23 protein-coding genes are annotated in these 26966 nt (G+C 61.1%); 9 read left to right on the top strand and 14 right to left on the bottom strand.

The window, feature by feature from the left end; all coding sequences use genetic code 11:
• Nucleotides 1-2 precede the first annotated feature (2 nt).
• Nucleotides 3-2609: a leucine--tRNA ligase gene (leuS, locus tag KGA97_RS08145; protein ID WP_008044551.1), complete on the bottom strand. Its 2607-nt coding sequence runs from the start codon at nucleotides 2607-2609 to the stop codon at nucleotides 3-5.
• Between the two features lie 279 nt (nucleotides 2610-2888).
• On the opposite strand from leuS, the gene KGA97_RS08140 reads away from it, so the two are divergent.
• A complete protein-coding gene (locus KGA97_RS08140) occupies nucleotides 2889-3209 on the top strand; it encodes a hypothetical protein (RefSeq protein ID WP_223480562.1) in 321 nt (106 codons plus the stop codon).
• A 107-nt stretch (nucleotides 3210-3316) separates the two neighbouring features.
• Nucleotides 3317-4078 carry a YdcF family protein gene (locus KGA97_RS08135; protein ID WP_223480561.1) on the top strand — a complete coding sequence of 254 codons (762 nt, stop codon included), beginning with the start codon at nucleotides 3317-3319 and terminating at the stop codon, nucleotides 4076-4078.
• Between the two features lie 96 nt (nucleotides 4079-4174).
• On the opposite strand, the gene lnt is transcribed toward KGA97_RS08135, so the two are convergent.
• From lnt to miaB, 5 genes are all read right to left on the bottom strand, one after another.
• Nucleotides 4175-5698 carry an apolipoprotein N-acyltransferase gene (lnt, locus tag KGA97_RS08130; protein WP_223480560.1) on the bottom strand — a complete coding sequence of 508 codons (1524 nt, stop codon included), beginning with the start codon at nucleotides 5696-5698 and terminating at the stop codon, nucleotides 4175-4177.
• A gap of 8 nt (nucleotides 5699-5706) precedes the next feature.
• Complete coding sequence (locus KGA97_RS08125) at nucleotides 5707-6546, bottom strand: HlyC/CorC family transporter (protein WP_008035118.1); 840 nt, start codon at nucleotides 6544-6546, stop codon at nucleotides 5707-5709.
• A 5-nt stretch (nucleotides 6547-6551) separates the two neighbouring features.
• On the bottom strand, nucleotides 6552-7046 hold the full coding sequence (gene ybeY, locus KGA97_RS08120) for an rRNA maturation RNase YbeY (protein ID WP_008035119.1): 495 nt from the start codon (nucleotides 7044-7046) through the stop codon (nucleotides 6552-6554).
• On the bottom strand, nucleotides 7039-8043 hold the full coding sequence (locus tag KGA97_RS08115) for a PhoH family protein (RefSeq protein ID WP_032829221.1): 1005 nt from the start codon (nucleotides 8041-8043) through the stop codon (nucleotides 7039-7041). The genes ybeY and KGA97_RS08115 overlap by 8 nt, the downstream gene beginning before the upstream one ends.
• A gap of 220 nt (nucleotides 8044-8263) precedes the next feature.
• Nucleotides 8264-9592, bottom strand: coding sequence for a tRNA (N6-isopentenyl adenosine(37)-C2)-methylthiotransferase MiaB (gene miaB, locus KGA97_RS08110; RefSeq protein WP_032832882.1), 1329 nt, complete (start codon nucleotides 9590-9592; stop codon nucleotides 8264-8266).
• Nucleotides 9593-9727: 135 nt separating this feature from the next.
• Here miaB and KGA97_RS08105 point away from each other — a divergent pair, with 135 nt between their 5' ends.
• The gene (locus KGA97_RS08105) at nucleotides 9728-10057 is read left to right on the top strand and encodes a DUF1820 family protein (RefSeq protein ID WP_007894425.1); all 330 of its coding nucleotides are present in this window, start codon (nucleotides 9728-9730) and stop codon (nucleotides 10055-10057) included.
• Between the two features lie 119 nt (nucleotides 10058-10176).
• Here KGA97_RS08105 and KGA97_RS08100 read toward each other — a convergent pair whose 3' ends face one another.
• The 4 genes from KGA97_RS08100 to KGA97_RS08085 all read right to left on the bottom strand — a co-directional run bounded on the left by KGA97_RS08100 (nucleotide 10177) and on the right by KGA97_RS08085 (nucleotide 13695).
• Nucleotides 10177-10731 (bottom strand): tetratricopeptide repeat protein, encoded by a 555-nt coding sequence (locus KGA97_RS08100; RefSeq protein WP_008035122.1) that lies wholly within the window; start codon nucleotides 10729-10731, stop codon nucleotides 10177-10179.
• A gap of 225 nt (nucleotides 10732-10956) precedes the next feature.
• Complete coding sequence (hemL, locus tag KGA97_RS08095; RefSeq protein WP_008035126.1) at nucleotides 10957-12240, bottom strand: glutamate-1-semialdehyde 2,1-aminomutase; 1284 nt, start codon at nucleotides 12238-12240, stop codon at nucleotides 10957-10959.
• A gap of 15 nt (nucleotides 12241-12255) precedes the next feature.
• Complete coding sequence (thiE, locus tag KGA97_RS08090; protein ID WP_223480559.1) at nucleotides 12256-12879, bottom strand: thiamine phosphate synthase; 624 nt, start codon at nucleotides 12877-12879, stop codon at nucleotides 12256-12258.
• 18 nt (nucleotides 12880-12897) lie between these two features.
• A complete protein-coding gene (locus tag KGA97_RS08085; protein WP_008044566.1) occupies nucleotides 12898-13695 on the bottom strand; it encodes a hydroxymethylpyrimidine/phosphomethylpyrimidine kinase in 798 nt (265 codons plus the stop codon).
• Nucleotides 13696-14009: 314 nt separating this feature from the next.
• Between KGA97_RS08085 and KGA97_RS08080 the strand changes: the two genes are divergently transcribed.
• From KGA97_RS08080 to KGA97_RS08065, 4 genes are all read left to right on the top strand, one after another.
• On the top strand, nucleotides 14010-16394 hold the full coding sequence (locus tag KGA97_RS08080) for a hybrid sensor histidine kinase/response regulator (RefSeq protein ID WP_223480558.1): 2385 nt from the start codon (nucleotides 14010-14012) through the stop codon (nucleotides 16392-16394).
• 73 nt (nucleotides 16395-16467) lie between these two features.
• The gene (locus KGA97_RS08075) at nucleotides 16468-18114 is read left to right on the top strand and encodes an acyl-CoA dehydrogenase family protein (protein WP_223480557.1); all 1647 of its coding nucleotides are present in this window, start codon (nucleotides 16468-16470) and stop codon (nucleotides 18112-18114) included.
• Nucleotides 18115-18286: 172 nt separating this feature from the next.
• Nucleotides 18287-19786 carry an AMP nucleosidase gene (gene amn, locus KGA97_RS08070; protein ID WP_177318196.1) on the top strand — a complete coding sequence of 500 codons (1500 nt, stop codon included), beginning with the start codon at nucleotides 18287-18289 and terminating at the stop codon, nucleotides 19784-19786.
• Nucleotides 19787-19857: 71 nt separating this feature from the next.
• Nucleotides 19858-20493 carry a pseudouridine synthase gene (locus KGA97_RS08065; protein WP_008035145.1) on the top strand — a complete coding sequence of 212 codons (636 nt, stop codon included), beginning with the start codon at nucleotides 19858-19860 and terminating at the stop codon, nucleotides 20491-20493.
• Here KGA97_RS08065 and KGA97_RS08060 read toward each other — a convergent pair.
• Nucleotides 20488-20697: a DUF2788 domain-containing protein gene (locus KGA97_RS08060; RefSeq protein WP_007937369.1), complete on the bottom strand. Its 210-nt coding sequence runs from the start codon at nucleotides 20695-20697 to the stop codon at nucleotides 20488-20490. The genes KGA97_RS08065 and KGA97_RS08060 overlap by 6 nt on opposite strands.
• A gap of 189 nt (nucleotides 20698-20886) precedes the next feature.
• Entirely contained in the window at nucleotides 20887-21366 is a 480-nt protein-coding gene (locus KGA97_RS08055; RefSeq protein ID WP_007894448.1) for an Lrp/AsnC family transcriptional regulator, read from the bottom strand.
• A gap of 435 nt (nucleotides 21367-21801) precedes the next feature.
• On the opposite strand from KGA97_RS08055, the gene KGA97_RS08050 reads away from it, so the two are divergent.
• Complete coding sequence (locus KGA97_RS08050; protein WP_008044572.1) at nucleotides 21802-22830, top strand: DUF6515 family protein; 1029 nt, start codon at nucleotides 21802-21804, stop codon at nucleotides 22828-22830.
• Here the strand turns inward: KGA97_RS08050 and KGA97_RS08045 are convergent.
• Nucleotides 22815-23723: a cation diffusion facilitator family transporter gene (locus tag KGA97_RS08045; protein ID WP_207285489.1), complete on the bottom strand. Its 909-nt coding sequence runs from the start codon at nucleotides 23721-23723 to the stop codon at nucleotides 22815-22817. The two genes, KGA97_RS08050 and KGA97_RS08045, sit on opposite strands and share 16 nt — an antisense overlap.
• Nucleotides 23724-23752: 29 nt before the next feature.
• Nucleotides 23753-24172 carry a hypothetical protein gene (locus KGA97_RS08040; RefSeq protein ID WP_008035153.1) on the bottom strand — a complete coding sequence of 140 codons (420 nt, stop codon included), beginning with the start codon at nucleotides 24170-24172 and terminating at the stop codon, nucleotides 23753-23755.
• Between the two features lie 109 nt (nucleotides 24173-24281).
• Here KGA97_RS08040 and hrpB point away from each other — a divergent pair, with 109 nt between their 5' ends.
• A complete protein-coding gene (hrpB, locus tag KGA97_RS08035) occupies nucleotides 24282-26798 on the top strand; it encodes an ATP-dependent helicase HrpB (RefSeq protein ID WP_223480556.1) in 2517 nt (838 codons plus the stop codon).
• The last annotated feature ends 168 nt before the right edge of the window (nucleotides 26799-26966 follow it).

The raw sequence follows: 26966 nt of genomic DNA, 5'->3' as shown, positions 1-26966 counted from the left end.
AATTAGCTGGCGACGATATTGACCAGTTTCCCGGGCACTACGATCACTTTACGAATAGTCAGGCCATCGACAAAACGCAGCACGTTTTCGTTGATGCGGGCAGCGGCTTCGATCTCTTCACGAGTCGCGCTGGCCGGCATTTCGATCTGGCCGCGCAGCTTGCCGTTGACCTGGATAACCAGTGTCAGGCTGTCCTGCACCAGTGCGCTGTCGTCCAGCACTGGCCAACCGGCGTCGATCACCGGATCGGCGTGACCCAGGCGATGCCACAGCTCATGGCTGATGTGCGGGGTGATCGGAGCCAGCAACAGCGTCACGGTTTCCAGACCTTCGTGAACCAGCGCGCGATCCTGTTCGGTCGCTTGCGGGGCTTTTTCCAACACGTTCATCAGCGTCATCACCTGGGCGATGGCGGTGTTGAATTTGTGGTTCTGGCCAACGTCGTGGCTGGCCTGTTTGATGGCCTGGTGGATCGAACGGCGAATGACTTTCTGCTCGTCGTTCAGGCTGGCGATGTCCAGTTTGCCCGGCAGACCCTGAGTCACGTGGGCCTGAGCCAGACGCCAGACGCGCTTGAGGAAGCGGTGCGAACCTTCTACACCGGAGTCGGACCATTCCGCGCTCATGTCAGGCGGCGAGGCGAACATCATGAACAGGCGGCAGGTGTCTGCGCCGAACTGGTCAATCATCGACTGAGGGTCAACGCCATTGTTCTTCGACTTGGCCATCTTCTCGGTGCCGCCGATTTCCACCGGCAGGCCGTCGGCGATCAACTTGGCGCTGATGACCTTGGCCTTGCTGTCGCGTTCGAGTTCGACGTCCGCCGGGTTGAACCAGGTGTAAGCACCATTGGCTTCGCGACGATAGTAAGTCTCGGCGATCACCATGCCCTGGGTCAGCAGGTTCTTGAACGGCTCGTTGGAGCTCACCAGGCCTTCGTCGCGCATCAGCTTGTGGAAGAAGCGCGCGTAGAGCAGGTGAAGAATCGCGTGTTCGATACCGCCGATGTACTGATCCACCGGCAGCCAATGGTCGGCTGCGGATTTCTCCACCAGGCCGCCTTCATAGTGCGGCGAGGCGTAACGGGCGTAGTACCACGAGGACTCGACGAAGGTGTCCATGGTGTCGGTTTCACGCTTGGCCGGTGCGCCGCATTTCGGGCAAGTGCACTCGTAGAACTCGGGCATGCGGGCCAATGGCGAACCGGCGCCGTCCGGCACCACGTCTTCCGGCAGTACGACAGGCAGCTGGTCTTCCGGGACCGGCACGTCACCGCAGGTGCCGCAGTGGATGATCGGGATCGGGCAGCCCCAGTAACGCTGACGGCTGATGCCCCAGTCGCGCAGGCGGAACTGGGTGCGCGAGGCGCCGAGGTTTTTCTTGATCAGCGCGACTTCGATGGCGTCGAAAGCGCCTGCGAAGTCGAGGCCGTCAAATTCGCCGGAGTTGATCAGCGTGCCGTGTTCGCCGTAGGCGTCTTGCCACGGCGCCGGATTGGTGTCGCCTGAACTGGTGCGCACCACCGATTTGACCGGCAGGTTGTACTTGTGGGCGAACTCGAAATCACGCTCGTCGTGCGCTGGAACCGCCATGACGGCGCCGTCGCCGTAGTGCATCAGCACATAGTTGGCGACCCACACTGGCAGTTTCTCGCCGGTCAGCGGGTGCTCGACGAACAGGCCGGTCGGCAGGCCTTTTTTCTCTTGGGTGGCGACGTCGGCTTCAGCGACGCTGCCGCCCTTGCATTCAGCGATGAACGCTTGCAGCTCGGGATTGTTCTGTGCGGCCAGGGTGGCCAGGTGGTGTTCGGCGGCCACGGCGACGTAGGTCGCGCCCATCAGGGTGTCCGGACGGGTGGTGAAGACTTTCAGCGCGCCCGCTTCGCCGATGGAATCGACGTTGTACGGGAACTGTACTTCCATGCCGCGGGACTTGCCGATCCAGTTGCGCTGCATGGTCTTGACCTGTTCAGGCCAGCCCGGCAGATCGTCGAGACTCTCCAGCAGTTCATCCGCGTACGCGGTGATCTTGAAGTAGTACATCGGGATTTCGCGTTTTTCGATCAGCGCGCCGGAACGCCAGCCGCGACCGTCGATCACTTGCTCGTTGGCCAGGACGGTCTGGTCGACCGGGTCCCAGTTCACGGTGCCGCTCTTTTTGTAGATCACGCCTTTTTCGAACAGGCGAGTGAACAGCCATTGTTCCCAGCGGTAGTAATCGGGCTTGCAGGTGGTCACTTCACGCGACCAGTCCACCGCCAGGCCCAGGCTGCGCAGCTGGGATTTCATGTAGGCGATGTTTTCGTAGGTCCACTTGGCGGGCGCTACGTTGTTCTTCATCGCGGCGTTTTCCGCCGGCATGCCGAAGGCGTCCCAACCCATGGGTTGCAGGACGTTCTTGCCTTGCATGCGCTGGTAGCGGGAGATCACGTCGCCGATGGTGTAGTTGCGCACATGCCCCATGTGTAGCTTGCCGCTGGGGTAAGGGAACATCGACAGGCAATAGAACGTCTCCTTGCCTGGCTGTTCACTGACTTCAAAGGACTTTTGCTCGTCCCAGAACGACTGGGCGGCGGCTTCGATTTCACGGGGCTGATATTGTTCGTGCATGGCTACTTTTGAACTGAATAGGGGTGGCCTAATCCTCTTCAATGCGACGCTGGACGGTGATCACGCCAAATCGGCGTTTCGGTGCCCAGACGAGCTGGAAGTGGAGTTACAGGAAGCGCCGTAGCATACATGACCGCACTCTACCGAGGGAAACCCTGATTACTGCCGCGCGTCTCGCAGAAATGGCTGCGAGGGCCGTTGGTCGCGGCGTTCAGCCGGTTTGTTCATGGAAGCTAAGCTCTAAATGGGGAGTGAGTCTTATCTTCAATGAGGTGAGGGATGGTTGAGTCACAGCAAAAAGTTACAAAACCAGAGTTGTACGAAAGACTGATCGATCGTCTGGGGTTGGCCTTGGACGCGGCAAAAACCGCTGGCCGGTTGCGCGATGAACGTCCCCAGGAGCTGGAACTGCGTGGCCTGAGCCCCGCAGAGTTTGCACTGGTCAAGGCGTATCTGGACCGCAGTGAACGTGAAACACACGGATGCTTGTCAGAAGCAGTGAAGCAACTCGACGCACCACGTTCGGCCAAGATCATCTGGCTCAAGGACAAGGCACCCGGCAAAGACGCGGTAAAGGTCCGGTCTCTGCAATTCAAGTAAGGGCACTTGAACCCATGGCGTTTGGTTTTTTAAAGCTTAGTCCTTTCGCATTTGTTGTCGCTTTGCGTCAACCCACTTAGGCTTCGGGCATCTTCAGGAGATGCTCGATGCCTTTTCGTTACTTCGTTAAACACCTTCTCATGCCGCCCGGCATTTTGTTGCTGTTGCTGGTGCTTGCCTGGTGGTTTCGCCGCTCAAGACCGCGCCTTGCCGGTGTGTGCTTTGCGCTGGGGGCGGGCGGCTTCTGGCTGATGAGCCTGCCGGTGGCTGTGCAATGGGGCGCCAAAGCGCTGGAGCGCGAGCCGCCGCTGGCTCGCGAGGAGTGGGCAACCCTGGCTCAGCGCGCCGACGCGATCATCGTGCTCGGTGCGGGGCGCGAACGTGGCGACCTGGCCTGGGGCGCCGACCAGCCGACCGGTGTCGCGCTGGAGCGTGAACGCTATGCGGCGCGGCTGGCGAAGGCGTCGGGCTTGCCGATCCTGACCAGCGGCGGATTGCATTACGGGACACCGCCGAGCGAAGCCAGGTTGATGGCCGATTCGTTGCGCGATGATTTCGGCGTGACCGTGCGCTGGCAGGAAGAGCGCAGCCGCACCACGTGGGAGAACGCTCAATTCAGTGCTGAAGTGTTGTTGCCGGAAGGGGTCAAGCGCGTGGTCGTTGTCACCCAGGCCTGGCACATGTCGCGAGCGGTCTGGAGTTTTCAGAAGGCGGGTTTTGAGGTGGTGGCGGCACCGATGGGGTTTCTCGGGGTGGATAATGCCCGGCCGTTGGCGGGCTGGATCCCGGAATTCAAGTCGGTGTGGCAAAGCGGGATGTTGTTGAATGAGGCGGCGGGGCAGATCGGGTATTCGTTGTTTTACCGCTAAAAATCAAAAGATCGCAGCCTGCGGCAGCTCCTACAGGGTGTACACAATCCCATGTAGGAGCTGCCGCAGGCTGCGATCTCTTTGCAGGCTCCGCGATTAAACGGTTTTCGCCATCCGGTTCGCGACCAGCGCCCAGCCGAACAACAGCACGCACACGATGATCAGCGGCCACGAACGCCATTCAAGATACGGCGTCAGGTTGTGCATTGGCACCACTTCGCCATACAGAATGCCGCGTTCGAACTGTGGGATCTGGACAGTGATTTGCCCAAACGGGTTGATCAGGCCGGTGACGCCGTTGTTGGTGGCGCGGATCATCCAGCGACCGGCTTCCAGCGCGCGCATCTGCGCCATCTGCAAGTGTTGCAGCGGGCCGATGGAAGTGCCGAACCAGGTGTCGTTGCTGATGGTCAGCAACAGATCGCTGCGAGCGGCAAGGCTGGCGGCGAATTCCGGATAAACCACCTCGTAGCAGATGAACGGCGCAATCTGATAACCCTTGGCTTGCAGCATCGCCTGATCGGCGGGGCCGCGGGCAAAGTCCGACATCGGCAAATCGAAGAAGGCGATCAGCCCGCGCAGCACTTCCTGCAACGGTACGTACTCGCCGAACGGCACCAGTTTCTGCTTGAGGTACGTGCCATCGCCTTCACCCACTACGGTAATGCCGTTGTAGAAGCGCTTCTGGTGGTGAACCTCTTCACGGATCGGTACGCCGGTAATCAGCGCGCTCTTACGTTCTGCGGCGAAGTTTCCCATCATGTTCAGGTAGCCCTGGGCGGACTCCTTGAGCACCGGGACGGCGGTTTCCGGCCAGATCAGCAGGTCGACCGGCTTGGAGCTGAAGCTCATGTCGCGGTACAGCGCCAGTTGCGCATTGAGCTGCGCCGGGTCCCACTTCATGCTTTGTTCGATATTGCCTTGAATCGCCGCGACGCTCAGCGGCTCGCCGGCCGGGGTGGTCCAGGCATGGCCCTTGAGTGCGATGCCGGCGACCCAAGGGCCGAGCAACAGCAATACGCCAGCGGCGATGAAGCCTTTACGACCCGCTTTCACCAGGCGCAAGGCGTTGTAGATCAGTGCGGCGGTCAGGGCCAGGGTAAAGGAAATCAGCCACATCCCGCCCACGGGTGCGAGCCCGGCCAACGGGCCGTCGAGCTGGCTGTAACCGGAGTAGAGCCACGGGAAACCGGTCAGGAACCAGCCACGAAACGCTTCCTGGCCGACCCACAACGCCGCAAACGCCAGGGCATCGGCCAGCGGCGCCTCGTTGCGTCGCAGCCAGCGCGCCCAGATCCAGGCGGGCAGGGCGAAAAACCAGGCAATCGCTGCAGTGAAGAGCAGCATCAGGAACCCGGCCAGCAGCACGGAAGCGCCACCGAAGTTGTGAATGCTGTAGTAGATCCAGCTGGTGCCCGCGCCAAACAGGCCAAAACCGAAACACCAGCCACGGCCAAGGGCCTGACGTGGGTTCAGTTCGCGCAAACCGGCATAAAAGAACCCGACCGCCAGCAGTGCCAGCGGCCAGATATCGAACGGCGCCAGGGCCAGGGTGGTGAGTGCACCGGCCGCCACGGCCAGCAGGTTACCGGGCCAGCCGGGGCGGGTTACGCGGAGCATGTCAGTCCTTAACGGGCAATTGGAGTCAGGCGCAAGAGGTGGATTCGACGGCTGTCCGCATTGAGGATACGGAAGCGGTAAGGGCCGATTTCAGTGATTTCATTGCGTTTTGGCAAGTGCCCGAACGCGCTCATCACCAGGCCGCCAACGGTGTCGAATTCGTCGTCGGAGAACTCGCTGTCGAAGAATTCGTTGAAGTTCTCGATCGGCGTCAGGGCCTTGACCAGGAAATCACCGCTGGGCAGCGGCTTGATGTAGCTGTCTTCCTCGACGTCATGCTCGTCTTCGATGTCGCCGACGATCTGTTCCAGCACGTCTTCGATGGTCACCAGACCCGCCACGCCGCCGTATTCGTCGATGACGATGGCCATGTGGTTGTGGTTGGCGCGGAATTCGCGCAGCAGCACGTTCAGGCGCTTGGACTCGGGCACGAAGGTGGCCGGGCGCAGCAGGTCCTTGATGTTGAAGCTGTCGCCGTTCTCCCTGAGGATCAACGGCAGCAAGTCCTTGGCCAGCAACACGCCCATCACGTCATCGTGGCTTTCGCCGATGACCGGGTAGCGGGAGTGGGCCGAGTCGACCACGGCGGGCAAAAACTCGCGGGGTGTCTGGGTCGCCTTGATGCTGATCATCTGCGAACGCGGGACCATGATGTCCCGTACTTGCAGGTCTGCAACCTGGATGGCGCCTTCGACGATGGCCAGCGCTTCGCTGTCCAGCAACTTGTTTTGATGTGCATCGCGCAGGAGCTCCAGCAGCTCCTGACGGTTCTTCGGCTCGTGGGCAAAAGCCTGGGTGAGCTTACCCAGCCATGACTTCTGCCCGTTGCTCGATCGATCTTCGCTCATAGCGATTACTCTGAATCCTTTGTTGTAACGATAGGGGATGTTTCTGTTTCGTCGTCCGCGTACGGGTCGGGGTAGCCCAACTCAGCAAGCAACGTTCGTTCCAGTGCTTCCATTTCTTCGGCTTCGTCGTCATCTATATGGTCGTAACCCAGCAGATGCAAGCAGCCGTGAATGACCAGATGTGCCCAGTGGGCCTTGGGTTCCTTGCCTTGTTCGGCGGCTTCGCGCTCGACCACCGCCACGCAGATCACCAGATCGCCCAGCAGCGGGATGTCGAGAAACTCGTCAGGCACATCGGCAGGAAACGACAGCACGTTGGTGGCGTAGTCCTTTTGCCGCCAGGTGTGATTCAGCTCGCGCCCCTCCGCTTCGTCGACCAGGCGAATGGTCATTTCGGAGTCGGCGGTGCGCTGGCGCAGGGCCAGTTCACACCATTGGCGGAACTCGGCTTCACTTGGCGCAGATGCTTCGGTGGCCAGTTGCAGATCAAGCTCAAGCATCGCGGCGGCTGTCCTTTGGTGTTTCGTCTGCCCCGCGATTCTCGAAGCGCTCGTAGGCTTCGACGATCCGCTGCACCAGTGGATGGCGCACGACGTCCTTGGGCATGAAATGGGTGAAGCTGATGCCCGGCACGTCTTTCAGCACTTCGATCACGTGGTGCAGCCCGGACTTGGTGCCTTTCGGCAGGTCGACCTGGGTGATGTCACCGGTGATGACCGCTGTGGAACCGAAGCCGATCCGGGTCAGGAACATCTTCATCTGCTCGACGGTGGTGTTCTGGCTTTCGTCGAGGATGATGAAGCTGTTGTTCAGCGTGCGACCGCGCATGTAGGCCAGCGGCGCGACTTCGATCACCTGGCGCTCGATCAGCTTGGCGACGTATTCGAAGCCGAGCATTTCGTAGAGTGCGTCGTAGAGCGGACGCAGGTACGGGTCGATCTTCTGCGACAGGTCGCCGGGCAGGAAGCCGAGTTTTTCGCCCGCTTCAACCGCCGGGCGCACCAGCAGGATGCGGCGGATCTGCTCGCGTTCCAGCGCATCTACCGCGCAGGCAACGGCCAGGTAGGTCTTGCCGGTACCGGCCGGACCGATGCCGAAGTTGATGTCGTTGCCGAGGATTTCCTTCACGTAGCGCAGCTGATTCAAGCCGCGAGGGCGAATCATGCCTTTTTTGGTGCGCAGGGCCACGGAGGGTTCGGACGGCGAAACGTTGTCCAGTTCTTCGACGGCCGATTCCTGCAGGAACAGGTGAACCATGTCCGGCGACAGCTCGGTACCCTTGGTTTCCCGGTACAGGCGGCGCAGGAGATTTTCCGCGGAGGTGGTGTGTTTGGGGTCGCCGATCAGCTCGAACTGATTTCCGCGGTTGCGGATTTCGATGGTCAGGCGTTGCTCGATCAAGCGCAGGTGCTCGTCGAACATCCCGCACAGATTGGCAAAGCGGCGAGCCTCAAAGGGCTCGAGGATAAAACGATGTGGTTCTATGGGTGCGTTCAAGGTCGTATTTAGCCGCCCTGGGGCAATTAAGATGAAATCAAGGATAACGCCAGTGGCCTGGGTGCGAAAGCTCTTAAATAATCCAGTGCCAAACACCGTCCCCTGTAGGAGCAAGGCTTGCCCGCGAAGAACGATAACGCGGTCCGTATGACAGATCTCGGTGCGGCCTTCGCGGGCAAGTCGGATCGCCGCACCGCTCGCTCCTACAGGTTTTGTGGTGTCATTGAATTAGAGAGCCGCGCAGCGAGTGCGGTTGTGCCGCATCGATATGCACGTCGGCAAACTGACCTATCAGGGTTGGATTGTCGCAGCGGAAGTTGACGATCCGGTTATTCTCGGTCCGGCCCTGCAGCTCGCCAGGGTCTTTTTTCGAGTAATCGGTCACCAGGATCCGCTGGACCGAACCGACCATTTGTCGGCTGATCTCGAAACCTTGCTGGTTCAGGCGATGTTGCAAGGCGTTCAGGCGTTCTTTTTTCAGTTCTTCCGGCGTTTCGTCGGCCAGATCGGCCGCCGGCGTGCCTGGGCGCTGGCTATAGACGAACGAATAGGAGAAGTCGAAACCGACGTCTTCGATCAGCTTCATGGTCTGTTCGAAGTCTTTTTCGGTCTCGCCCGGGAAGCCGACGATGAAGTCCGAGCTGATGCAGATCCCCGGAACGGCGGCGCGCAGCTTGCGCAGTTTGGATTTGTATTCCAGTGCCGTGTGGTTGCGCTTCATCGCCGACAGAATGCGGTCCGAACCCGACTGCACTGGCAAGTGCAGGTGTTTCACCAGTTCCGGTACCTCGGCGTGGGCCTGGATCAGGCTGTCGGAGAACTCCAGCGGGTGGGAGGTGGTGTAGCGAATCCGGTCGATGCCATCGACAGCGGCGACCACGCGGATCAGTTCGGCGAGGTCCGCCAGGCGACCATCGTGAGTGGTCCCGCGATAGCCGTTGACGTTCTGGCCCAGCAACGTCACTTCACGCACGCCGTTCTCGGCGAGGTGGATGATCTCGGCAATCACGTCATCGAACGGGCGGCTGACTTCTTCGCCGCGGGTGTAGGGCACCACGCAGAATGTGCAGTACTTGCTGCAACCTTCCATCACCGACACATAAGCGCTCGGGCCATCGATGCGCGGCTCGGGCAGGTGGTCGAATTTTTCGATTTCCGGGAACGAGACGTCGACTTGCGGCAGCTTGGTAGCGCGGGCGGCGTCGATCATTTCCGGCAGACGGTGCAGGGTTTGCGGGCCGAACACCACGTCGACGTACGGTGCGCGATCGCGGATGGCGGCGCCTTCCTGGCTGGCGACGCAACCGCCGACGGCGATCACCATCTCCGGGTTCGCCAGTTTCAGTTCGCGCCAGCGGCCGAGCTGGGAATACACCCGGTCCTGGGCGCGTTCACGGATCGAGCAGGTGTTGAGCAGGATCACGTCGGCGTCTTCAGCGCGAGCGGTGACTTCCAGGGCCTGATGTTCACCCAGCAGATCAACCATGCGCGAGCTGTCGTACTCGTTCATCTGGCAACCGTGGGTTTCGATGTAAAGCTTCTTGGCCATGGATACAGTCATCACGTGATTCAAAGAACCGCGCATTATAGGGAACATGTCCCAAGGTTCCTACCGTTGCGCGTCCGGTGGCTATGCTATAGTTCGCGCCCTCATTTTTATCCCCCGATGTGTTGCTCGCCCACCATGACCAAACGTGAAGCTCCAATCTACAAGGTGATTTTCCTCAATCAGGGCCAGGTGTACGAAATGTACGCCAAGCAGATCTATCAAAGTGATCTGTGGGGCTTCCTGGAAGTGGAAGAGTTCGTCTTTGGCGAGCGCACGCAAGTGGTCGTCGACCCGAGCGAAGAGAAGCTCAAGGCTCAGTTCGAGGGCGTGGTGCGCAGTTTTGTGCCGATGCATTCGATCGTGCGCATCGACGAAGTCGAGCGTCTGGGCACCCCGAAAATCAGCGAAGCCCGTGGCGCGGTCGGCAATGTGATGCCGTTTCCGATGCCGATGCCTGAGAAGTAAGGCTCAAGACCGGGTCGCGCCCTTCGCGGGCAAGCCTCGCTCCTACAGGTTATGTGTGCACATAAGACCTGTAGGAGCGAGGCTTGCCCGCGAAGGGGCCAGAAAGATCGAGGCAGAAATCAGGGAAGAGGCGAAAACGGCGTACGCCCATCGGCGCTTTGCAATTCCATCAGGTACTTGCGGAAGATCTGCCCAAGCACCTGAGTCGCCACTTCAAGCTCTTCACGCGGCATCTTCTCGGCGACTTCATCCGCCGTATCCAGCGCTTCTTCCGCACCATTGACCGCCGCCATTTTCAGCACGATGTATGCCTGAACGTTATTGGCCGGTACACCTTCGCCGTGGAAGAACATGGTGCCGAGTTTGAATTGCGCCTGGGCATGGCCTTGCAGCGAGGCCTTTTCGAAGTAATCCAGGGCTTTCTTGAGATCGCGCGGGGTGTTTTTGCCGTCGTAGTAGAACTCACCCAACTCGTATTGCGCTTGCGCATCCCCTTCATCCGACGCTTTCTGACAGGCGGCGAGCGCCTGTGCCAGGTCTTGCGGCTGGGTATTGAGGGTGCAGCGACCCATCGCTGGGATTAACAACGAGTTGCCGCCTGCTTGTGCGAGCGCGAGCAGGGGCTGAAGGAGCAACAGGCAGCCCATTGCAAGGGCGCGGCCGGTGCGGTTCATGGGAATCGACTTACCTCTGAAGGGCGCGCGGACCCAACGAGGGGATCCAATAAGCGCGCATTATGAAATAAGCAGGGCCAACCTTACAAAGTCTTTACTCGTTTTTCTGCTGCACGGGGAATATATCGCCCACTTTACGGGGGATTATTGGCAGGTGAGTAGGAAAAGAGGCGGGAATGTAGGTGAAAGCTGACGCTGGCAATCGCCAACGTCAGCGGTACAACGTTATTTCAATGCAGCGAAGGCGCGCTCGGCGGCATCCAGGGTCAGTTTCAACTCGGCTTCGCCATGGGCGATCGAGGTGAAGCCGGCTTCGAATGCACTTGGCGCCAGGTACACGCCACCTTCGAGCATCAGGTGGAAGAAGCGGCCGAACAGCTTCGCGTCGCTGGCCATCACGTCATCGAAGGTGACGATGTCGTCGGCGCCGCTGAAGTACAAGCCGAACATGCCACCGGCCTGGGTGGTCACGAACGGAATGCCGGCGGCGTCGGCGCGCTGTTGCAGGCCATCGAGCAGGCGGCTGGTGTAGTCGCTCAGTTCGGCGTGGAAGCCTGGGCGGCTGATCAGGCGCAAGGTCGTCAGACCGGCCGCCATTGCCAGCGGGTTACCCGACAAGGTGCCAGCCTGGTACACCGGGCCCAGTGGCGCGATGTGCGACATGATTGCGCGTTTGCCGCCGAAGCAGCCAACCGGCATGCCACCACCGATGATCTTGCCGAACGTGGTCAGGTCTGGCGTAACGCCGTAATGCGCTTGAGCGCCGCCGAGGGCAACGCGGAAACCGGTCATCACTTCGTCGAAAATCAGCACCACGCCGTGCTTGTCGCACAGGGTTCGCAGGCCTTCGAGGAAGCCCGGTGCCGGCGGTACGCAGTTCATGTTGCCGGCCACCGGCTCGACGATGATGCAGGCCACGTCCTGGCCCACTTCAGCGAGCATGGTTTCCACTGCGTCGATGTCGTTGAACGGCAGGGTCAGGGTGTGTTTGGCGAAGGCCGCCGGTACACCGGCCGAGCTCGGCACACCTTGGGTCAGGGCGCCGGAACCTGCTTTAACCAGCAGGCTGTCGGAGTGGCCGTGGTAGCAGCCTTCGAACTTGATGATGCTGTCGCGACCGGTGAAACCACGGGCCAGGCGAATCGCGCTCATGGTCGCTTCGGTGCCGGAGCTGACCATGCGCACCATTTCCATCGATGGCACGATCGAGCAGACCAGGTCGGCCATCTCGGTTTCCATCTCGGTCGGGGCGCCATAGGACAAGCCGTGTTCCAGCTGCTTGCGCACCGCGTCCAGCACGTCCGGATGGCTGTGGCCGAGGATCATCGGCCCCCAGGAGCCGACGTAATCCACATAACGCTTGTCGTCTTCGTCGGTGACGTAGGCGCCTTCAGCGTGTTTGAAAAACAGGGGAGTGCCGCCAACGCTCTTGAACGCGCGAACAGGCGAATTCACGCCACCGGGAATGTGTTTCTGGGCATTGGCAAACAGCGTTTCGGAACGAGACATGATGGGGCTCTCAAATCAGATTTTTAGTAATTCGTTGAATGCGCGGGCGCGGCGGGTCACTTCAGCCGTGCTCTCGGCGCCAAACAGGCCGTGGACCACCGCCAGCAGATCGACCCCGTGGGCCACCAGCGGGGCGGCGTTTTCCAGGGTGATGCCGCCGATCGCGCAGATCGGCAGGTGCAATGTGCTGCGGGCCTGGTCGAGCAGTTCGAGGCTGCAAGTCGGTGCGCCGGGTTTGGTACTGGAATTGAAGAAACGGCCGAAGGCGACATAACTGGCGCCTTCTTTGGCCGCTTGTTCGGCGAGTTCGAGTTGCGCGTGACAGGTCGAGCCGATGATCGCCTGGCGACCGAGCAACGCACGGGCCGGGGTCAGCGGGCCGTCGGTCTGGCCCAGGTGCACGCCGACGTTCAGGCGTGCGGCCAGTTCGGCATCGTCATTGATGATCAGATGGGTCTTGTAGCGTTCGCACAAATCACGCAGGACTTCAGCTTCACGCAGACGGCGGGCCTCGTCGCTGCTCTTGTCGCGGTATTGCAGCAGGGTGACGCCGCCTTCCAGCGCCGCCTCCACGTACGAAAGAAATTTACCGGCCAGTAACTGGCTGTCGGTAATGGCGTACAGGCCACGTAGTTTCATCGGGCAAGCCTCATGGCGTTACGAACAGAAATCCAGTGGCAGGCGGCGCGGCACGAACTGGCCTTTGCCCAACTGCTCGGCATCGCGCAGGGTGCGCCACGTGTAGTTAAGCGCGCTCTGCACGGCACTGATGAGGTTTTCACCCTGGGCCAGACGACCGGCGAGGGCGCTCGCCAATGTGCACCCCGAACCGTGGTAACTGCCGGGCAAGCGCTGGCAGGTATAGGTTTCGCGCAGACCGTCGCGGCTGTACAGGCGGTTGTGTATTTCGTGTTCATCACCGTGGCCGCCGGTGATCAGCAGGTGTTTGACGAACGGCAGGAGTTTTTCAGCGCACTCGTCGGCAGTGCCTTCTGGCAGTTCAGCGAGGATGCGGGCTTCGGGAAGGTTAGGGGTGGCGATGATGGCCAGGGGCAGCAGGCGTTCGCGCATGGCGTAGCCGACTTCGTCCTTGCCCAGTCGTCCGCCGCCGCCGGCGCGCAGCACCGGGTCGCAGACCATCGGCAAATGCGGGTGCGCCTGAAGCAGTTCGACGACGGTGTCGACCATCTCCAGGGAACCGAGCATGCCCAGCTTGACGGCGGCGACTTCGGAGTCGTTGAGCACGGCGTTGGCCTGAGCCAGCACCCACTCACGGTCGAGGACGCGGAAATCCGTGACGTTGACCGTGTCTTGCACGGTCAGGGCGGTGACGGCCGGAGCCGCATGACATCCCTGGGCAAGCAGGGCTTCGATATCTGCCTGCAAGCCGGCGCCACCACTTGGGTCGTGGCCGGAGAGACAGAGGACAACGGGGCGAGAGCTGTAGATATTCATGGTGCGCGAGCTTACCACCAAACATCAATTTTCGGGTGCAGTGCCCGCCAGGTCTGCCGATAGAGTGTCATGGGCTGGCAATGCAGCCCTCCGGGATTGTCACAATCTGACCGAGCAAACAGCTCTGGCTCTATATTCTTCTCTGGAACACCCGTTCTAGAGCCTTTCCAAGAAAAATTTCAATGGTGTTCAATGGCCATCAACGGCTATGCTAGAGTGGATCCAAACCAATAACAGGTAATGCCGGTTTTACGTCTACTCAAAAGGAATGAGGGGCTTCCTGAGATAACCGGACAGGCCACGCTGGGGCTTAAATGCGCTATTTGCTGATGTTGCTGTTTTGCTTGCCCCTCATGGCAAGCGCAGTCGAGTTCGATGAGTTCACTCAAAGCCTGCCCTTGGGCCGAACCCTGCAAGTGTTCGAAGACGCCGATGGTCAGGCGAGCATTGCCGATATCCGCGCGCAAGCCGCTGCCGGACACTTCAAGCCCCATGACAAGGCCACGCTCAACGCCGGTTACTCGCGTTCGGTGTTCTGGCTGAAAATCGACCTGCATTACCGCCCGACCAATCCCGCTGCACAGCGGACGTGGCTGCTGGAACTGGCCTATCCGCCCCTCGATCACCTTGATCTGTATTTGCCTGATGCCGGCGGTAGCTATCAATTGGCCCGTCAGACCGGCGACGCCTTGCCGTTCAGCAGTCGCGAGATTCGCCAGAACAACTACCTGTTCGATCTGAACTTTACGCCCGACCAAATGCAAACCGTGTACTTGCGCCTGCAAAGCGAAGGGTCGATCCAGGCGCCGGTCACGTTGTGGTCGAGCACTGCGTTCCTCGAAGAACAGCCGGTGCGGCTTTATGTGTTGGGCCTGATTTACGGCGTGTTGCTGGGGATGCTGGTCTACAACCTGTTCATCTACCTCAGCGTGCGCGACACCAGCTACCTCTATTACATTTTTTATATTGCCTCGTTCGGCCTGTATCAGCTGTCGGTTAATGGCGCGGCCGTAGAGTATTTCTGGCCGGACAACCCGTGGTGGGCCAACGCCGCGACGCCGTTTTTCATTGGTTGTGCAGGGCTGTTCGGCAGCCAGTTCGCCCGCAGCTTCCTGCAAACGGCGACCCTCAGCCGCTGGCTCGATCGCTTGCTGCTGGCGTTGATTGCGTTCAGTGCGGTCGTCGTCGGGTTGTCATTGATGACCAGTTACGCTCTGGCCCTGCGCCTGGCGACGACGCTGGCCCTGTCGTTCACCGTGGTGATTTTCGCCGCAGGGTTTTTCGCCTGGTGGCGCGGCTTGCGGGTGGCGCGCTATTTCATCATCGCCTGGTCGGCGTTTTTGCTCGGCGGCATCATCAATACGATGATGGTGCTGGGTTACCTGCCGAACGTATTCCTGACCATGTATTCCAGCCAGATCGGTTCGGCCATCGAGGTGGCGCTGCTGTCCCTGGCCTTGGCCGACCGCATCAACGCCATGCGCGAGCAACAGGCGCAAACCTTGTTCGATGCAGGGCAAAAGCTTGAAGTGCTCAACCAGCAACTGGCGCACAGTAACAAGCTCAAGGATGAATTCCTCGCCACGTTGACCCACGAATTGCGCACCCCCATGAACGGCGTGATCGGCTCGCTTGAGTTGATGCAAACCGTCGAGATGGACCCGGAGCTGGAGCAATACCAGCAAACGGCCGCCGGTTCGGCGCGCGACATGATGCGCATGGTCAACGGCATTCTTACCCTGACCGAATTGCAGGCCGGCAAGCTCAAGGCTTCGGCGTCCACCTTCAGTTTGCGCAGCGTGGTCGATACCTTGCGCGTGCAGTTCGAAGGCAACGCGTCGGGCAAGTCGCTGGACTTCAAGGTCGAGGTGACACCGGGCCTGCCGGACCGCTTGTACGGCGATAACGTCAAGTTGGCGCAATGCCTGGAATGCCTGCTGGATAACGCGATCAAGTTCACGCGAGTGGGCGGGGTGGCGCTACGGGTCTCGGGTAAAAACGTGGAGCCCGGCAAGCTGGCATTGTCCTTTGCGGTGATCGACACCGGCATTGGTTTTACCGATCTGGGCGAGGCGACGTTGTATCAGCGGTTCTTCCAGCTCGACGGCTCGATGACCCGTGAATATGGCGGCCTCGGTGTCGGCCTGGCGATCTGTCGACAACTGGTCGACTTGCTCGGCGGGAACCTCACGCACCGCTCCGAGCCAGGTCGCGGCAGCCGCTTCCAGCTTGACGTCGAGTTTGAATTGCCGGTGGTCGAGCGCGTGACAACGCCATTGATGACCCGGGAATTCCCGCGTCTGCGCTTGCCTCAGGACTGCACGGTGCTGCTGGTGGACGACAACAGCATCAATCAATTGGTGATGCGCGGCATGTTGCTCAAGCTCGGGTTTCGGGTCCGTACGGCGGACAACGGGGTGGCCGCGCTGGAAGTCCTGCAGCGTGAAACCTTCGACGCCGTACTCCTCGATTGTCAGCTACCGCCCCTCGACGGGGAGTCTGTCTGCTGCCAGATCCGGGACTTGCCGGGGTGTGCCGAATTGCCGGTGTTCATGATTGCCTTGAGCGCTGATCGGGAGCGCTGCCCAACCGGTGCACTGATCGATTACTTGAGCAAACCGGTGAAATTCGAAGACTTGCAGGCCGCGTTGTATCGACGGGTGCTTTGTCCAAAACAAGGCGAAAGCGCCGACAGTTAGGCGGATATGCCACTTTGTTCGGCCTCGGGGCAGTGCTTAACTGAACTCCTTGGCTGACCAAAGGAGCCCCGTCATGAACCTGCATCAGTTCGCCGAAACCCACGACGTCACCAACCAGCCGCCGTCGCTGGACGGCGCCAACCTGTATCGCATCGACCTGCCTTTGCAGGAATGGTCGCGGCGTTTCGGGGCCGGTTGGGCCGAGTCGCGGATCGACGCTTACGGCGCGCTGGCCGGCGGGCCGCTGATGGAAGCGGGGTTCCTGGCCAACCAGAACAAACCGGTGTTCAACAGCCACGACCGCTACGGTCACCGCATCGATCTGGTGGAATTTCACCCGGCGTATCACGAGCTGATGCGCACGGCGATCGAGCACGGTTTGACCTCGCTGCCCTGGGCGCATCCACAGGACGGCGCCCATGTCGCCCGCGCTTCCATGACCTACCTGCACAGCCAGGCCGAAGCCGGCAGCGGTTGCCCGCTGACCATGACCTTCGCCAGTGTGCCGGCGATGCGCTTGCAAGCGGACCTGGCCAAGCAGTGGCTGCCGAAAATCCTCGCCACCGAATACGACCCGCGCAATGTCGGCATGGCCCACAAGGCCGGTGTCACCATTGGCATGGCGATGACCGAGAAACAGGGCGGCACCGATGTGCGGGCCAACACCACCAAGGCGTATCCGGTGGGTGCCAGCGGACCGGGCCAGGCCTACGAACTGGTGGGCCATAAATGGTTCTGTTCTGCGCCGATGTGCGATGCCTTCCTCACACTGGCCCAGACTGACAAAGGTTTGACCTGCTTCCTGTTGCCGCGCCATCGTCCGGACGACACACGCAATCAGTTCTACATCCAGCGCCTGAAAAACAAACTCGGCAATTGCTCCAACGCCTCCAGCGAAGTCGAGTTTCGCGGTGCACTGGCGTGGATGGTCGGTGAAGAGGGGCGCGGCGTTCCGACCATCATCGAAATGGTTGCCATGACCCGCTTCGATTGCATGGTCGGTTCCAGCGCCTTGATGCGTCAGGCGCTGACCCAGGCCAGTCATCACTGCGCCCATCGCAGTGTCGGCGGCAAGCTGCTCAGCGAACAACCGTTGATGCAGAACGTCCTCGCCGATCTGGCCCTGGAGAGCGAAGCCGCGTTGGCGTTGAGCCTGCGCATGGGCAAGGCGCTGGATCATCTGGATGACGGGCACGAAGCCAAATTCGCCAGGCTGGTGACCGCCGTGGGCAAGTACTGGATCTGCAAGCGCGCGCCCGCGATGATCAACGAAGCTGCCGAATGCATGGGCGGTGCCGGGTATGTCGAAGACAGCATCCTGCCGCGCTTGTACCGCGAGGCACCGGTCAATTCGACGTGGGAAGGCTCCGGCAACGTGCAATGCCTGGATGTGTTGCGGGCGCTGTCGAAAGAACCGGGTGTGCTCGATGTGCTGTTCAGCGAGTTGGGCGATGGTCACGGCGACAAGCGGCTGGCCGCACACATCAGCCAGTTGCAGGCGGCGTTCAAGGACACCAGCGATATTCAGTATCGTGCGCGGCAGCTCACAGAGGACATTGCGTTGGGGCTGCAAGCCAAGTTGTTGCTGGAGGCCGGCAATTCGGCGGTCAGCGATGCGTTCATCGCCAGCCGCCTCGGCGACGCCGGCCGCGTATACGGTGCGTTGCCGCGTGGGCTGGATGTCGAAGCGATCGTCGCCCGCTCGACCCCAATTCTATAACCAACACAAACCCCCTGTGGGAGCGAGCCTGCTCGCGATATCGGTCTGTCAGCCACATCAATGTCGAATGTGCCTACGCTATCGCGAGCAGGCTCGCTCCCACATTGGTCCTGCGGTGGACTTGTCATTTGTGTAGCCACCACTGTTCCCGTGAAGCGACGATGCAGGCAAGATGAAGGCCTGCAAGTCAGAACACAGGATGCTGATCGTGACCGAAGCTTTTATTATCGTTCAAACCGCCGAGCAAGCCGTGGACCGGCTTGCTCACTTGCACAATCGCGCAACCACCGCACTGAGCCAGGCGCTCAAGCGTTACCTCAAGGATCGAGTTGAACCGGACGCCGAACAGCGTGCGATGTTTCGTTATCCTGAACTGCGTCTGACCTACCACTGCCAGGGCGAAGTCCCGCAAACCACCCGCGCCTACGCCAAGGTGCAGTTGCCGGGGACCTACAGCGTCACCGTCACCCATCCGGCGGCTTTCCGTAAATACTTGCTGGAACAGCTCGTGCCGCTGATGCACGACTTCACCGTGACCGTGGAAGTCGGCATCAGCCAGCAGAACATTCCTTATCCGTATGTGGTCGAGCAGGGCGATGAGCTGGCCGGCTCCGGCGTGACCGCAGCCGTGCTGGCGCGGGTGTTCCCGAGTACCGATCTGTCCGCCGCCACCGATGGCATCGCTGACGGTTTGTACGATTGGGAAAACACCGATCCGCTGCCGCTGGCCCTGTTCGATGCCGCGCGGGTGGATTTCTCCCTGCGCCGCCTCGTGCATTACACCGGCAGCGACTGGCGCCATGTGCAGCCGTGGATTCTGCTGACCAACTACCACCGCTACGTTGACCAGTTCATTGTTCATGGCCTCGAGCAGTTGCGCAGCGATCCGCGTTTCGTGCGCATGGTGCTGCCGGGCAACGTGATCATCGAAAAGAGCATGGATCACGGCGAAGCGTCGGCGATTGCGGCCGGCGTGGTCTGGCATCGCTATCAAATGCCGGCCTATCACCTGATCGCCAGCGACGGTCATGGCGTGACCCTGGTGAACATCGGTGTCGGCCCATCCAACGCCAAGAACATCACCGACCATTTGGCGGTATTGCGTCCGCATTGCTGGCTGATGATCGGTCACTGCGGCGGTCTGCGTCAGTCGCAGACCATTGGCGATTATGTGCTGGCTCACGCCTACATGCGCCGCGACGGGATTCTCGATCGGGTCGTGCCGCCGAACATTCCGATTCCGGCCCTGGCCGAGGTGCAGATGGCGTTGCAGCAAGCGGCGGCCAACATCACCGGCGAGAAGGGCGACGAGCTGAAGAAACGCCTGCGCACCGGCACCGTGCTGACTTACGACGACCGTAACTGGGAATTGCGCTGGGCCCAGGAGCGTCCGCTGATCAACCTGTCCCGCGCCGTGGCGGTGGACATGGAAAGCGGCACCATCGCCGCGCAAGGTTATCGCTTGCGGGTGCCGTACGGCACATTGCTTTGCGTCTCGGACAAACCGCTGCACAGCGAAATCAAGCTGCCGGGTTCGGCCAACGCCTTTTATGAGCGCGCGGTCAGCCAGCACTTGAAGATCGGTATCGAGGCGGTGGACTTGTTGCGCACCGAACTCAACTCGTTGCACTCGCGCAAACTGCGCAGCTTCGACGAGCCGCCGTTCCGGTAATAGTTGTCATGGTCATTTGGCGGTCAGGGCACTAGCATTAGCAGCCCTGACCGTTAGATGTTCTCTTCGCCATGTCCCGTCCCCAACGTCCCGTGTCCCGCCGCCCTGGCGCGAACACCCCGTCATCAGCCCCGCGCCGTGTCGCCAAAGCGCCGCCGGCCGAGCCGAAGCTGATTCTGTTCAACAAACCGTTCGATGTGCTGACGCAATTCAGTGACGGTGAAGGGCGGGCGACGCTCAAGGATTTCATCGAGATTCCCGGGATTTACCCGGCAGGCCGTCTGGATCGTGACAGCGAAGGGTTGTTGCTGCTGACCAACGACGGCCAGCTCCAGGCGCGGATTGCGGACCCCAAGCACAAACTGGCCAAGACGTATTGGGTGCAAGTGGAAGGTGAGCCGAGTGCCGAGCAGTTGCAGCGTTTGCGTGATGGCGTCGAGCTGAATGACGGCATGACCTTGCCCGCGCAAGCGCGGCAACTGGATGAGCCGCAACTGTGGCCCCGCAACCCTCCGGTGCGCTTTCGCAAAAGCGTGCCGACCAGTTGGCTGGAACTGGTGATTCGCGAGGGGCGTAACCGTCAGGTCCGACGCATGACCGCCGCGGTCGGCTTGCCGACGTTGCGGCTGGTGCGGGTCAGGATCGGCGACTGGTCGATCGAAGGGCTCGATCAGGGCCAGTGGAAAGAAGTGCCGGCGCGCTTATAACGTGCCGGATTCGATCAGGCCGATCACCACGCTTTTGATCACGAACGCGGCCACGCCCAGACCGAGCACGAAGAACAGGATGAACGAGCCAAAGCGCCCGGCCTTGGATTTCTTTGCCAGATCCCAGACGATGAAACCCATGAAAATGATCAGAATGCTGACCAGTCCGGTCATCATCCACTCTTCGAATACTGCAGGATCCATCGGACATCTCCAGCGGGGGCGGGGCTAAAAGGCGCTGGAGTATACGGCATGGGGGATTGGTGCGGCATTGACCTGCGGCAGCGTGTCGCAGCTATTCGTCGCCTGTTCCGGCCCCTTCGCGAGCAAGCCTCGCTCCTACAAAGGCTCGCGCAAGACCTGTAGGAGCGAGGCTTGCCCGCGAAGGCGTCCTCAGCTACGCAGATGAGTCAGCGGCAGTTCGGTGCTGTTGAGCACCTGGTTCAACACAAAACTCGATCGCACACTCGTCACCCCTTCAATCCTTGTCAGGTGCCCCAGCAGCAATTTCTGATAGTGATCCATGTCCGGCACCACCACCTTGAGCTGATAGTCCGCATCCATCCCCGTCACCAGGCTGCATTCAAGCACTTGCGGCAAGGTGCGAATCGCCGCTTCGAAGTTCTCGAATCGCTCCGGCGTATGCCGGTCCATGCCGATCAGCACGTAAGCCGTCAGGCTCAGGCCAAGCATTTTGCGATCCAGCAGGGCCACCTGGCGGGTGATGTAGCCGTCGTCTTCCAGTTGCTTGACCCGGCGCGAGCACGGTGAAGGTGACAGGCCGATGCGTTCGGCCAGCTCCTGGTTGGAGATGCGCGCGTCGCGCTGCAATTCCGCCAAAATGCTCAGGTCGTATCGGTCGAGTTTGCTCATCAATCAGGCCTTTGTCATATCGATTGCGGCAGATTATCTATCCAGGGTTAAAAATTGCGCAAGTCATGTTTATTTGAGCAATCTTCGCAATCCTCTGCCGGCGCCCCAGGCCTATTCTTATCACCAGAATCACTGCTCGGACAAACAGTCCACAGCGGCTCGCCCAATCAGGCCAGTCGCGGCCGCCACCCCCACCGGGGATGTGCCGGCCCCCGAGCTGCACACTGTCCAGAAGACGGCGTGAGGTGAGCCGACGTCATAAGCGTCGAGCACGGACGAAGTTCTCAAAGGGAGGCCGACGGGTCTCCCTTTTCTTTTGCCCGCAATTTTTCACCCGCCCTCAATAAATAAGTTGCGCGACTGATAACCTGTTGCAGAACCGGCCTGTGCTTTCCCAGTCTTACGTACAGGCCCTAACCCGCAGTGAGGAAAAGCATGAAGTCGCGCATCTGGCGTTTGGCCGGTGTTGGTTTGCTGTGTGTCAGTGTCACTGCGCAATCGCTGGCCGATGAGCCGCAGAACCGGGGTCCCGACAATGGACAACGCGGTGACGGTCATCAGGGCAACAATCAGGGCCGTGGCGGCAACAATCAACCGCGTCCGCAAAACAACGACATCATTCGTGGCGACAACAGTCGTCAGTTCGAGAACAACGGCCAGTCGCGCAATGGCGGGCAGTGGCAAAACAATCAGCCGCGAGACAACCCGCCGCGCGACTTCAACAGTCCCGTCCGGCCACCACCGCCGCCGCCGCAATTGCCGGCCAACGACTTGCCGATCCAGGGCCGGCCCGACACCGTGCGTCAGACCCAGCAACCGCAACGTGGTTACTATCAGGACATCCCGCGAAACAATGGTTACAACCAGCAATGGCAGACCGGCGGGCCGGGTTCACGTCCCGACGATCATCATTGGGCCGGTCGTCCGAATGGCCACGGTAACGGTTGGGGGCCAGGCCCGCAGTACCGTCCCGGGCATGTGATCGACCGCTTCCCGGACCGCGACTATCGCGTGCCGTATCGTGGGCAGGATTATTTCTTCTCCGGCGGCTACTGGTATCGCCCGCTTGGCCCGCGTTATGTCGTGGTGCAGCCACCGCGCGGGATTCGCGTCAGCTACCTGCCTGATTACGCCCGCGAAGTGTGGATCGGCGGCGCGCTGTTATTCCTGGCGGCGGGCTCGTACTACGCCTATCAGGAAAGCACTCAGGATTACGTGGTGGTCGAGCCGCCCGTGCAACCGCAACCGACCGGCAATGGCTATGACGTGGTGGCGTATCCCGCCAACGGGCAGTCGCCGCAGCAGGTCAATCAGGACGGCTACGAGTGTTATCAATACGCAGTGCAGCAGAGTGGCTTCGATCCGCGCACGGCCACCTACCAGCCGGATCCGTCGGTGGTGCAAGCCTACCGCCAGGCCCAGGGTAACTGCCTGAGCAGTCGCGGGTATCAGGTGAGTTTCTGATTTGCCCTGGCGGCCTTCACCACTTCCTGCGGGTCGGCGTGCACCAGCACCTCGGCTCGCGGGTACGCCGCGTGAATTGCATCGGCCGCCTGATCGCTGATGCCGTGAGCGACTGACAGGGTCAGCTCCCCCGGCAATTCCAGGTGCAATTGCACGAACCACTGGTTGCCGGACACGCGTGTGCGCAGGTCATGCGCGCCCAGCACCCCCGGTACGCTGCAGGCCAGTTCGAGCATGTGTTGGCTGACGTCTGGCGGCAATTCCTCGTCCATCAGCACCTTAAAACTTTCCCGGGCGATTTGAATGGCGCTCCAGAAGATGTAGGCGGCGATCCCTAATCCAAACCACGCGTCCATCTGATGCCAGCCAACCCCGGCCAGCACCAGCGCAACCAGAATGCTGCCATTGAGCAGCAAGTCCGAACGGTAATGCAGGGAATCGGCGCGCACCGCGTTGGAGCCGGTGGCCTTGACGACCCGATGCTGCAACATCAGCAGGACCAATGTCAGCGCCAGGGAAAACACGATCACGCCGATGCTGATCCACGGCGCACCCACCGGCTCCGGATGCTTGAGCCGATCAAACGCCTGCAACGCAATCAGCACCGCACTGCCACCAATGAACAACGCCTGCGCCATGCCCGCCAGCGATTCGGCCTTGCCGTGCCCGTAACGGTGATCTTCATCGGCGGGGCGCAAGGCGTAATGCACTGCCAGCAGGTTGAGCAGCGAGGCGATACCGTCGAGGGCCGAGTCGGTCAACCCGGCGAGCATGCTCACCGAACCGCTCAACCACCACGCGATGGCTTTGGCGACGATCAACGTGCACGCCACCGCCACCGAGGCACGGGTCGCCAGCCGCAGCAGGCGGGCGTGTTCGGAGCTGGAAATCATAAGTGCGGCTATTCCTTTATGTGCACGGATTACGCGGCAGGTTGCAGGCCGAGCAAGGCCAGTTGCTGAGTGCTGCCCTTGTGTTGAATCAAACGTGGATCGTCCAGCGGGAAGCTGCGGCCCAGTTCGGTTTCAAGAATAGTCTGCAATTTGTGGGTATCGACCTTGCCGTCGGCACCGATCGCTTCCTTGAGTTTTTCCGGTGCCACCTGTGCGGTCTCGCCCGGTGCGTAGTAGATCGCGCCGGTGGCGAAGTCCACGGCAAACGCGATCAGGCCGGGGATGATGTAGAACAGCAGGCCCACGGCATCCAGCGCGGCGATGGCCGGGTCAATCTTGCCTTCGATCTGCCCGCGGCGATCAGGGTAGAAGATCGATCCGCAAGCGGTTACCTGGGTCAGCAAGGTGGCAACCAATACACCGCCAATCAGGCGAAAGGGAACACGCATATGAAATCTCCTGGGTAATTTCAAAACGAAAGGGCGTCTCTATGAATTAGGACCCTGATAAACGCCGAGCAGTTCGCCGTTATACTCGGCCCTCTGTTTGGGAGCCAGCATGATTTCTTTGCCGATTGATGAAGTTTTACCCGCCCTGCGTGAAGCCTTGGCGACACGCCACGAAGCCGTGCTCGAAGCACCGCCCGGCGCCGGTAAAACCACCCGTGTTCCATTGGCCCTGCTCAACGAGCCATGGCTGGCCGGGCAGACCATTCTGATGCTCGAACCGCGTCGGTTGGCTGCACGTGCGGCGGCGGAGCGCTTGGCCAGTGAGCTGGGCGAGAAGGTCGGTGAAACCGTCGGCTATCGCATTCGGCTGGACAGCAAAGTCGGGCCCAGGACGCGGATTGAAGTGGTCACCGAAGGCATCCTAACCCGGCGCTTGCAGGATGATCCGGCGCTGGAAGGCGTGGGCTTGCTGATCTTCGACGAATTTCATGAGCGCAGTCTTGATGCCGATCTGGCCCTGGCCCTCAGCCTGAATGGCCGGGAACTGTTCCGCGATGATCAGCCGCTGAAGATTCTTTTGATGTCGGCCACCCTTGAAGGCGAACGCCTGGCCGGGTTGCTCGATGACGCGCCGATCCTGCGCAGTGAAGGGCGCATGTACCCGGTGGCGATGCGCTGGGGCCGGCCGTTCCAGCCCGGTGAATTCATCGAGCCGCGCCTGGTGCAAACCATCCTCGAAGCCTTGAACGATGAAACCGGCAGCCTCCTGGTGTTCCTGCCGGGACAAGCGGAAATCCGCCGGGTGCATCAACAACTGGCCGATGCGCTGGGCGAAAACACACAGGTGTTGCTCTGCCCGTTGCACGGTGAACTGGACCTCGCCGCGCAACGCGCCGCGATTGATCCAGCCCCGGCGGGCAAGCGCAAAGTGGTGCTGGCGACCAACATCGCCGAAACCAGCTTGACCATCGACGGCGTGCGTGTGGTGATCGATGCCGGGTTGGCGCGGGTGCCGCGTTTCGATCCGGGCAGCGGCATGACTCGTCTCGACACGCAGCGCATCTCTCGCGCCAGTGCCACGCAACGTGCGGGGCGGGCAGGGCGGCTGGAGCCGGGCGTGTGTTATCGCTTGTGGTCGCAGGATCAACACGAGCAACTGGCGGCGTATGCCAGTGCGGAAATTCTTTCGGCGGACCTTGCCGGTCTGGCGTTGCAGCTCGGCCGCTGGGGCGTGACACCGACGCAACTGGTGTGGCTCGACGTGCCGCCCGCCGCCGCGTATGCCCAGGCTCAGGACTTGCTTGATCGCCTTGGCGCACTGGACGGTGAGTCGCTGACCCGCCACGGTCAGGCCATGGCCGAACTGCCGGCGCATCCGCGCATCGCTCATTTGCTGCTGCGCGGTCAGGCGCTGGGCTTGGCTGACATGGCGTGCGATGTCGCGGCGTTGCTCGGCGAGCGGGATATCTTGCGCGGTGCCGGCGCCGATCTGCACAGTCGACTGGTGCTGTTGTCCGGCGAAGAGCGTGCTGCACGCGGCGCTCAGGGCGGTGTTCAGCGAGCGCGGCAACTGGCGCGTCAATACCGCGGTTATCTGCGTGGCAAGGCGTCGGAACCGGTCAGCGATCCGGAGCACCCGCGCTGGCTCGGCGCCTTGCTGGCGCTGGCCTATCCCGACCGTGTCGCGCAACAACGTCGAGCGGGTGGTGCGGAATATCGCCTGGCCAACGGCCGTGCCGCGTTGTTCGCCGAAGCCGACAGCTTGATGAAACAACCGTGGCTGGTAATCGCCGATCTCGGCAGCCGTCAGGGGCAGCGCGAGGAACGGATTTATCTGGCGGCGGATTTTGATCCGGCGTTGTTCGATTCGGTGCTCGCCGAGCAGGTGCGGGTGGTCGATCAGCTGGATTGGGACGAGCGCGAAGGCGTGTTGCGCGCCGAGCGTCAGCGCAAGGTTGGCGAGTTGATCCTCAGCCGTGAACCGTTGACCGGGCTCGATGAAACCGCGCGCAGTCAGGCGCTGGTGAATCTGGTGCGGCGCAAGGGGCTGGAGCTGTTGCCGTGGACGCCGGAGTTGCGTCAGTGGCAGGCGCGGGTGGCGTTGTTGCGGCAGTTGGACCTCGCCAGCAAGGATCAGAGTGAGTGGCCGGATGTCAGTGATGCTGCGCTGCTCAGAAGCCTTGAGCACTGGTTGATGCCGTACCTGGGGAAGGTTTCGCGGCTCAGTCATTTTGCCAATCTGGATCTCTCAAGCATTGTTCATAACCTATTGCCGTGGCCGCTGCCGCAACGGCTCGATGAGCTGGCACCGCATCATTTGAGCGTGCCGTCGGGGTCGTCGATTCGTCTGGATTACAGCGAGCAGCCGCCGATTCTGGCGGTGCGGTTGCAGGAGTTGTTCGGTTTGGCCGAAACCCCGCGCATCGCTGGCGGGCGGCAGGTGGTGAAGTTGCATCTGTTGTCCCCGGCGCGGCGGCCGGTGCAGGTGACGCAGGACCTGGCGAACTTCTGGCGTAGCACCTATGCCGAGGTGAAAAAGGATCTGAAGGGGCGGTATCCGAAGCATTACTGGCCGGATGATCCGTTGGTGGCCGAAGCGACCGCACGAATCAAACCCCGGAAGTGAGGTGCCCCCCACTGTAGGAGCCGGCTTGCTGGCGATGGCGTCCGTCCAGTCAATAAATCAGCGGCTGACCCACCGCTATCGCCAGCAAGCCGGCTCCTACAGGTTTGCGTTTGCCTTGATCCCTCATACATCCACGCACCTTGTAGGAGCCGGCTTGCCGGCGATGGG

The organism is Pseudomonas sp. BF-B-15 (assembly GCF_019946675.1).
Lineage (GTDB): Bacteria > Pseudomonadota > Gammaproteobacteria > Pseudomonadales > Pseudomonadaceae > Aquipseudomonas > Aquipseudomonas migulae.
This window is presented reverse-complemented; position numbering and strand designations above follow the sequence as displayed.

What these genes read in the sequence shown, in the direction of transcription:
- miaB (WP_032832882.1), bottom strand. Translation starts at nt 9,592, where the DNA reads ATGGCCAAGAAGCTTTACATCGAAACCCACGGTTGCCAGATGAACGAG.
- thiE (WP_223480559.1), bottom strand. Translation starts at nt 12,879, where the DNA reads ATGAAACTACGTGGCCTGTACGCCATTACCGACAGCCAGTTACTGGCC.
- KGA97_RS08080 (WP_223480558.1), top strand. Translation starts at nt 14,010, where the DNA reads ATGCGCTATTTGCTGATGTTGCTGTTTTGCTTGCCCCTCATGGCAAGC.
- hemL (WP_008035126.1), bottom strand. Translation starts at nt 12,240, where the DNA reads ATGTCTCGTTCCGAAACGCTGTTTGCCAATGCCCAGAAACACATTCCC.
- ybeY (WP_008035119.1), bottom strand. Translation starts at nt 7,046, where the DNA reads ATGCTTGAGCTTGATCTGCAACTGGCCACCGAAGCATCTGCGCCAAGT.
- hrpB (WP_223480556.1), top strand. Translation starts at nt 24,282, where the DNA reads ATGATTTCTTTGCCGATTGATGAAGTTTTACCCGCCCTGCGTGAAGCC.
- KGA97_RS08075 (WP_223480557.1), top strand. Translation starts at nt 16,468, where the DNA reads ATGAACCTGCATCAGTTCGCCGAAACCCACGACGTCACCAACCAGCCG.
- lnt (WP_223480560.1), bottom strand. Translation starts at nt 5,698, where the DNA reads ATGCTCCGCGTAACCCGCCCCGGCTGGCCCGGTAACCTGCTGGCCGTG.
- KGA97_RS08060 (WP_007937369.1), bottom strand. Translation starts at nt 20,697, where the DNA reads ATGGATCCTGCAGTATTCGAAGAGTGGATGATGACCGGACTGGTCAGC.
- KGA97_RS08125 (WP_008035118.1), bottom strand. Translation starts at nt 6,546, where the DNA reads ATGAGCGAAGATCGATCGAGCAACGGGCAGAAGTCATGGCTGGGTAAG.
- leuS (WP_008044551.1), bottom strand. Translation starts at nt 2,609, where the DNA reads ATGCACGAACAATATCAGCCCCGTGAAATCGAAGCCGCCGCCCAGTCG.
- KGA97_RS08055 (WP_007894448.1), bottom strand. Translation starts at nt 21,366, where the DNA reads ATGAGCAAACTCGACCGATACGACCTGAGCATTTTGGCGGAATTGCAG.
- KGA97_RS08105 (WP_007894425.1), top strand. Translation starts at nt 9,728, where the DNA reads ATGACCAAACGTGAAGCTCCAATCTACAAGGTGATTTTCCTCAATCAG.
- KGA97_RS08100 (WP_008035122.1), bottom strand. Translation starts at nt 10,731, where the DNA reads ATGAACCGCACCGGCCGCGCCCTTGCAATGGGCTGCCTGTTGCTCCTT.
- KGA97_RS08085 (WP_008044566.1), bottom strand. Translation starts at nt 13,695, where the DNA reads ATGAATATCTACAGCTCTCGCCCCGTTGTCCTCTGTCTCTCCGGCCAC.
- amn (WP_177318196.1), top strand. Translation starts at nt 18,287, where the DNA reads ATGAAGGCCTGCAAGTCAGAACACAGGATGCTGATCGTGACCGAAGCT.
- KGA97_RS08050 (WP_008044572.1), top strand. Translation starts at nt 21,802, where the DNA reads ATGAAGTCGCGCATCTGGCGTTTGGCCGGTGTTGGTTTGCTGTGTGTC.
- KGA97_RS08135 (WP_223480561.1), top strand. Translation starts at nt 3,317, where the DNA reads ATGCCTTTTCGTTACTTCGTTAAACACCTTCTCATGCCGCCCGGCATT.
- KGA97_RS08040 (WP_008035153.1), bottom strand. Translation starts at nt 24,172, where the DNA reads ATGCGTGTTCCCTTTCGCCTGATTGGCGGTGTATTGGTTGCCACCTTG.
- KGA97_RS08065 (WP_008035145.1), top strand. Translation starts at nt 19,858, where the DNA reads ATGTCCCGTCCCCAACGTCCCGTGTCCCGCCGCCCTGGCGCGAACACC.
- KGA97_RS08140 (WP_223480562.1), top strand. Translation starts at nt 2,889, where the DNA reads ATGGTTGAGTCACAGCAAAAAGTTACAAAACCAGAGTTGTACGAAAGA.
- KGA97_RS08045 (WP_207285489.1), bottom strand. Translation starts at nt 23,723, where the DNA reads ATGATTTCCAGCTCCGAACACGCCCGCCTGCTGCGGCTGGCGACCCGT.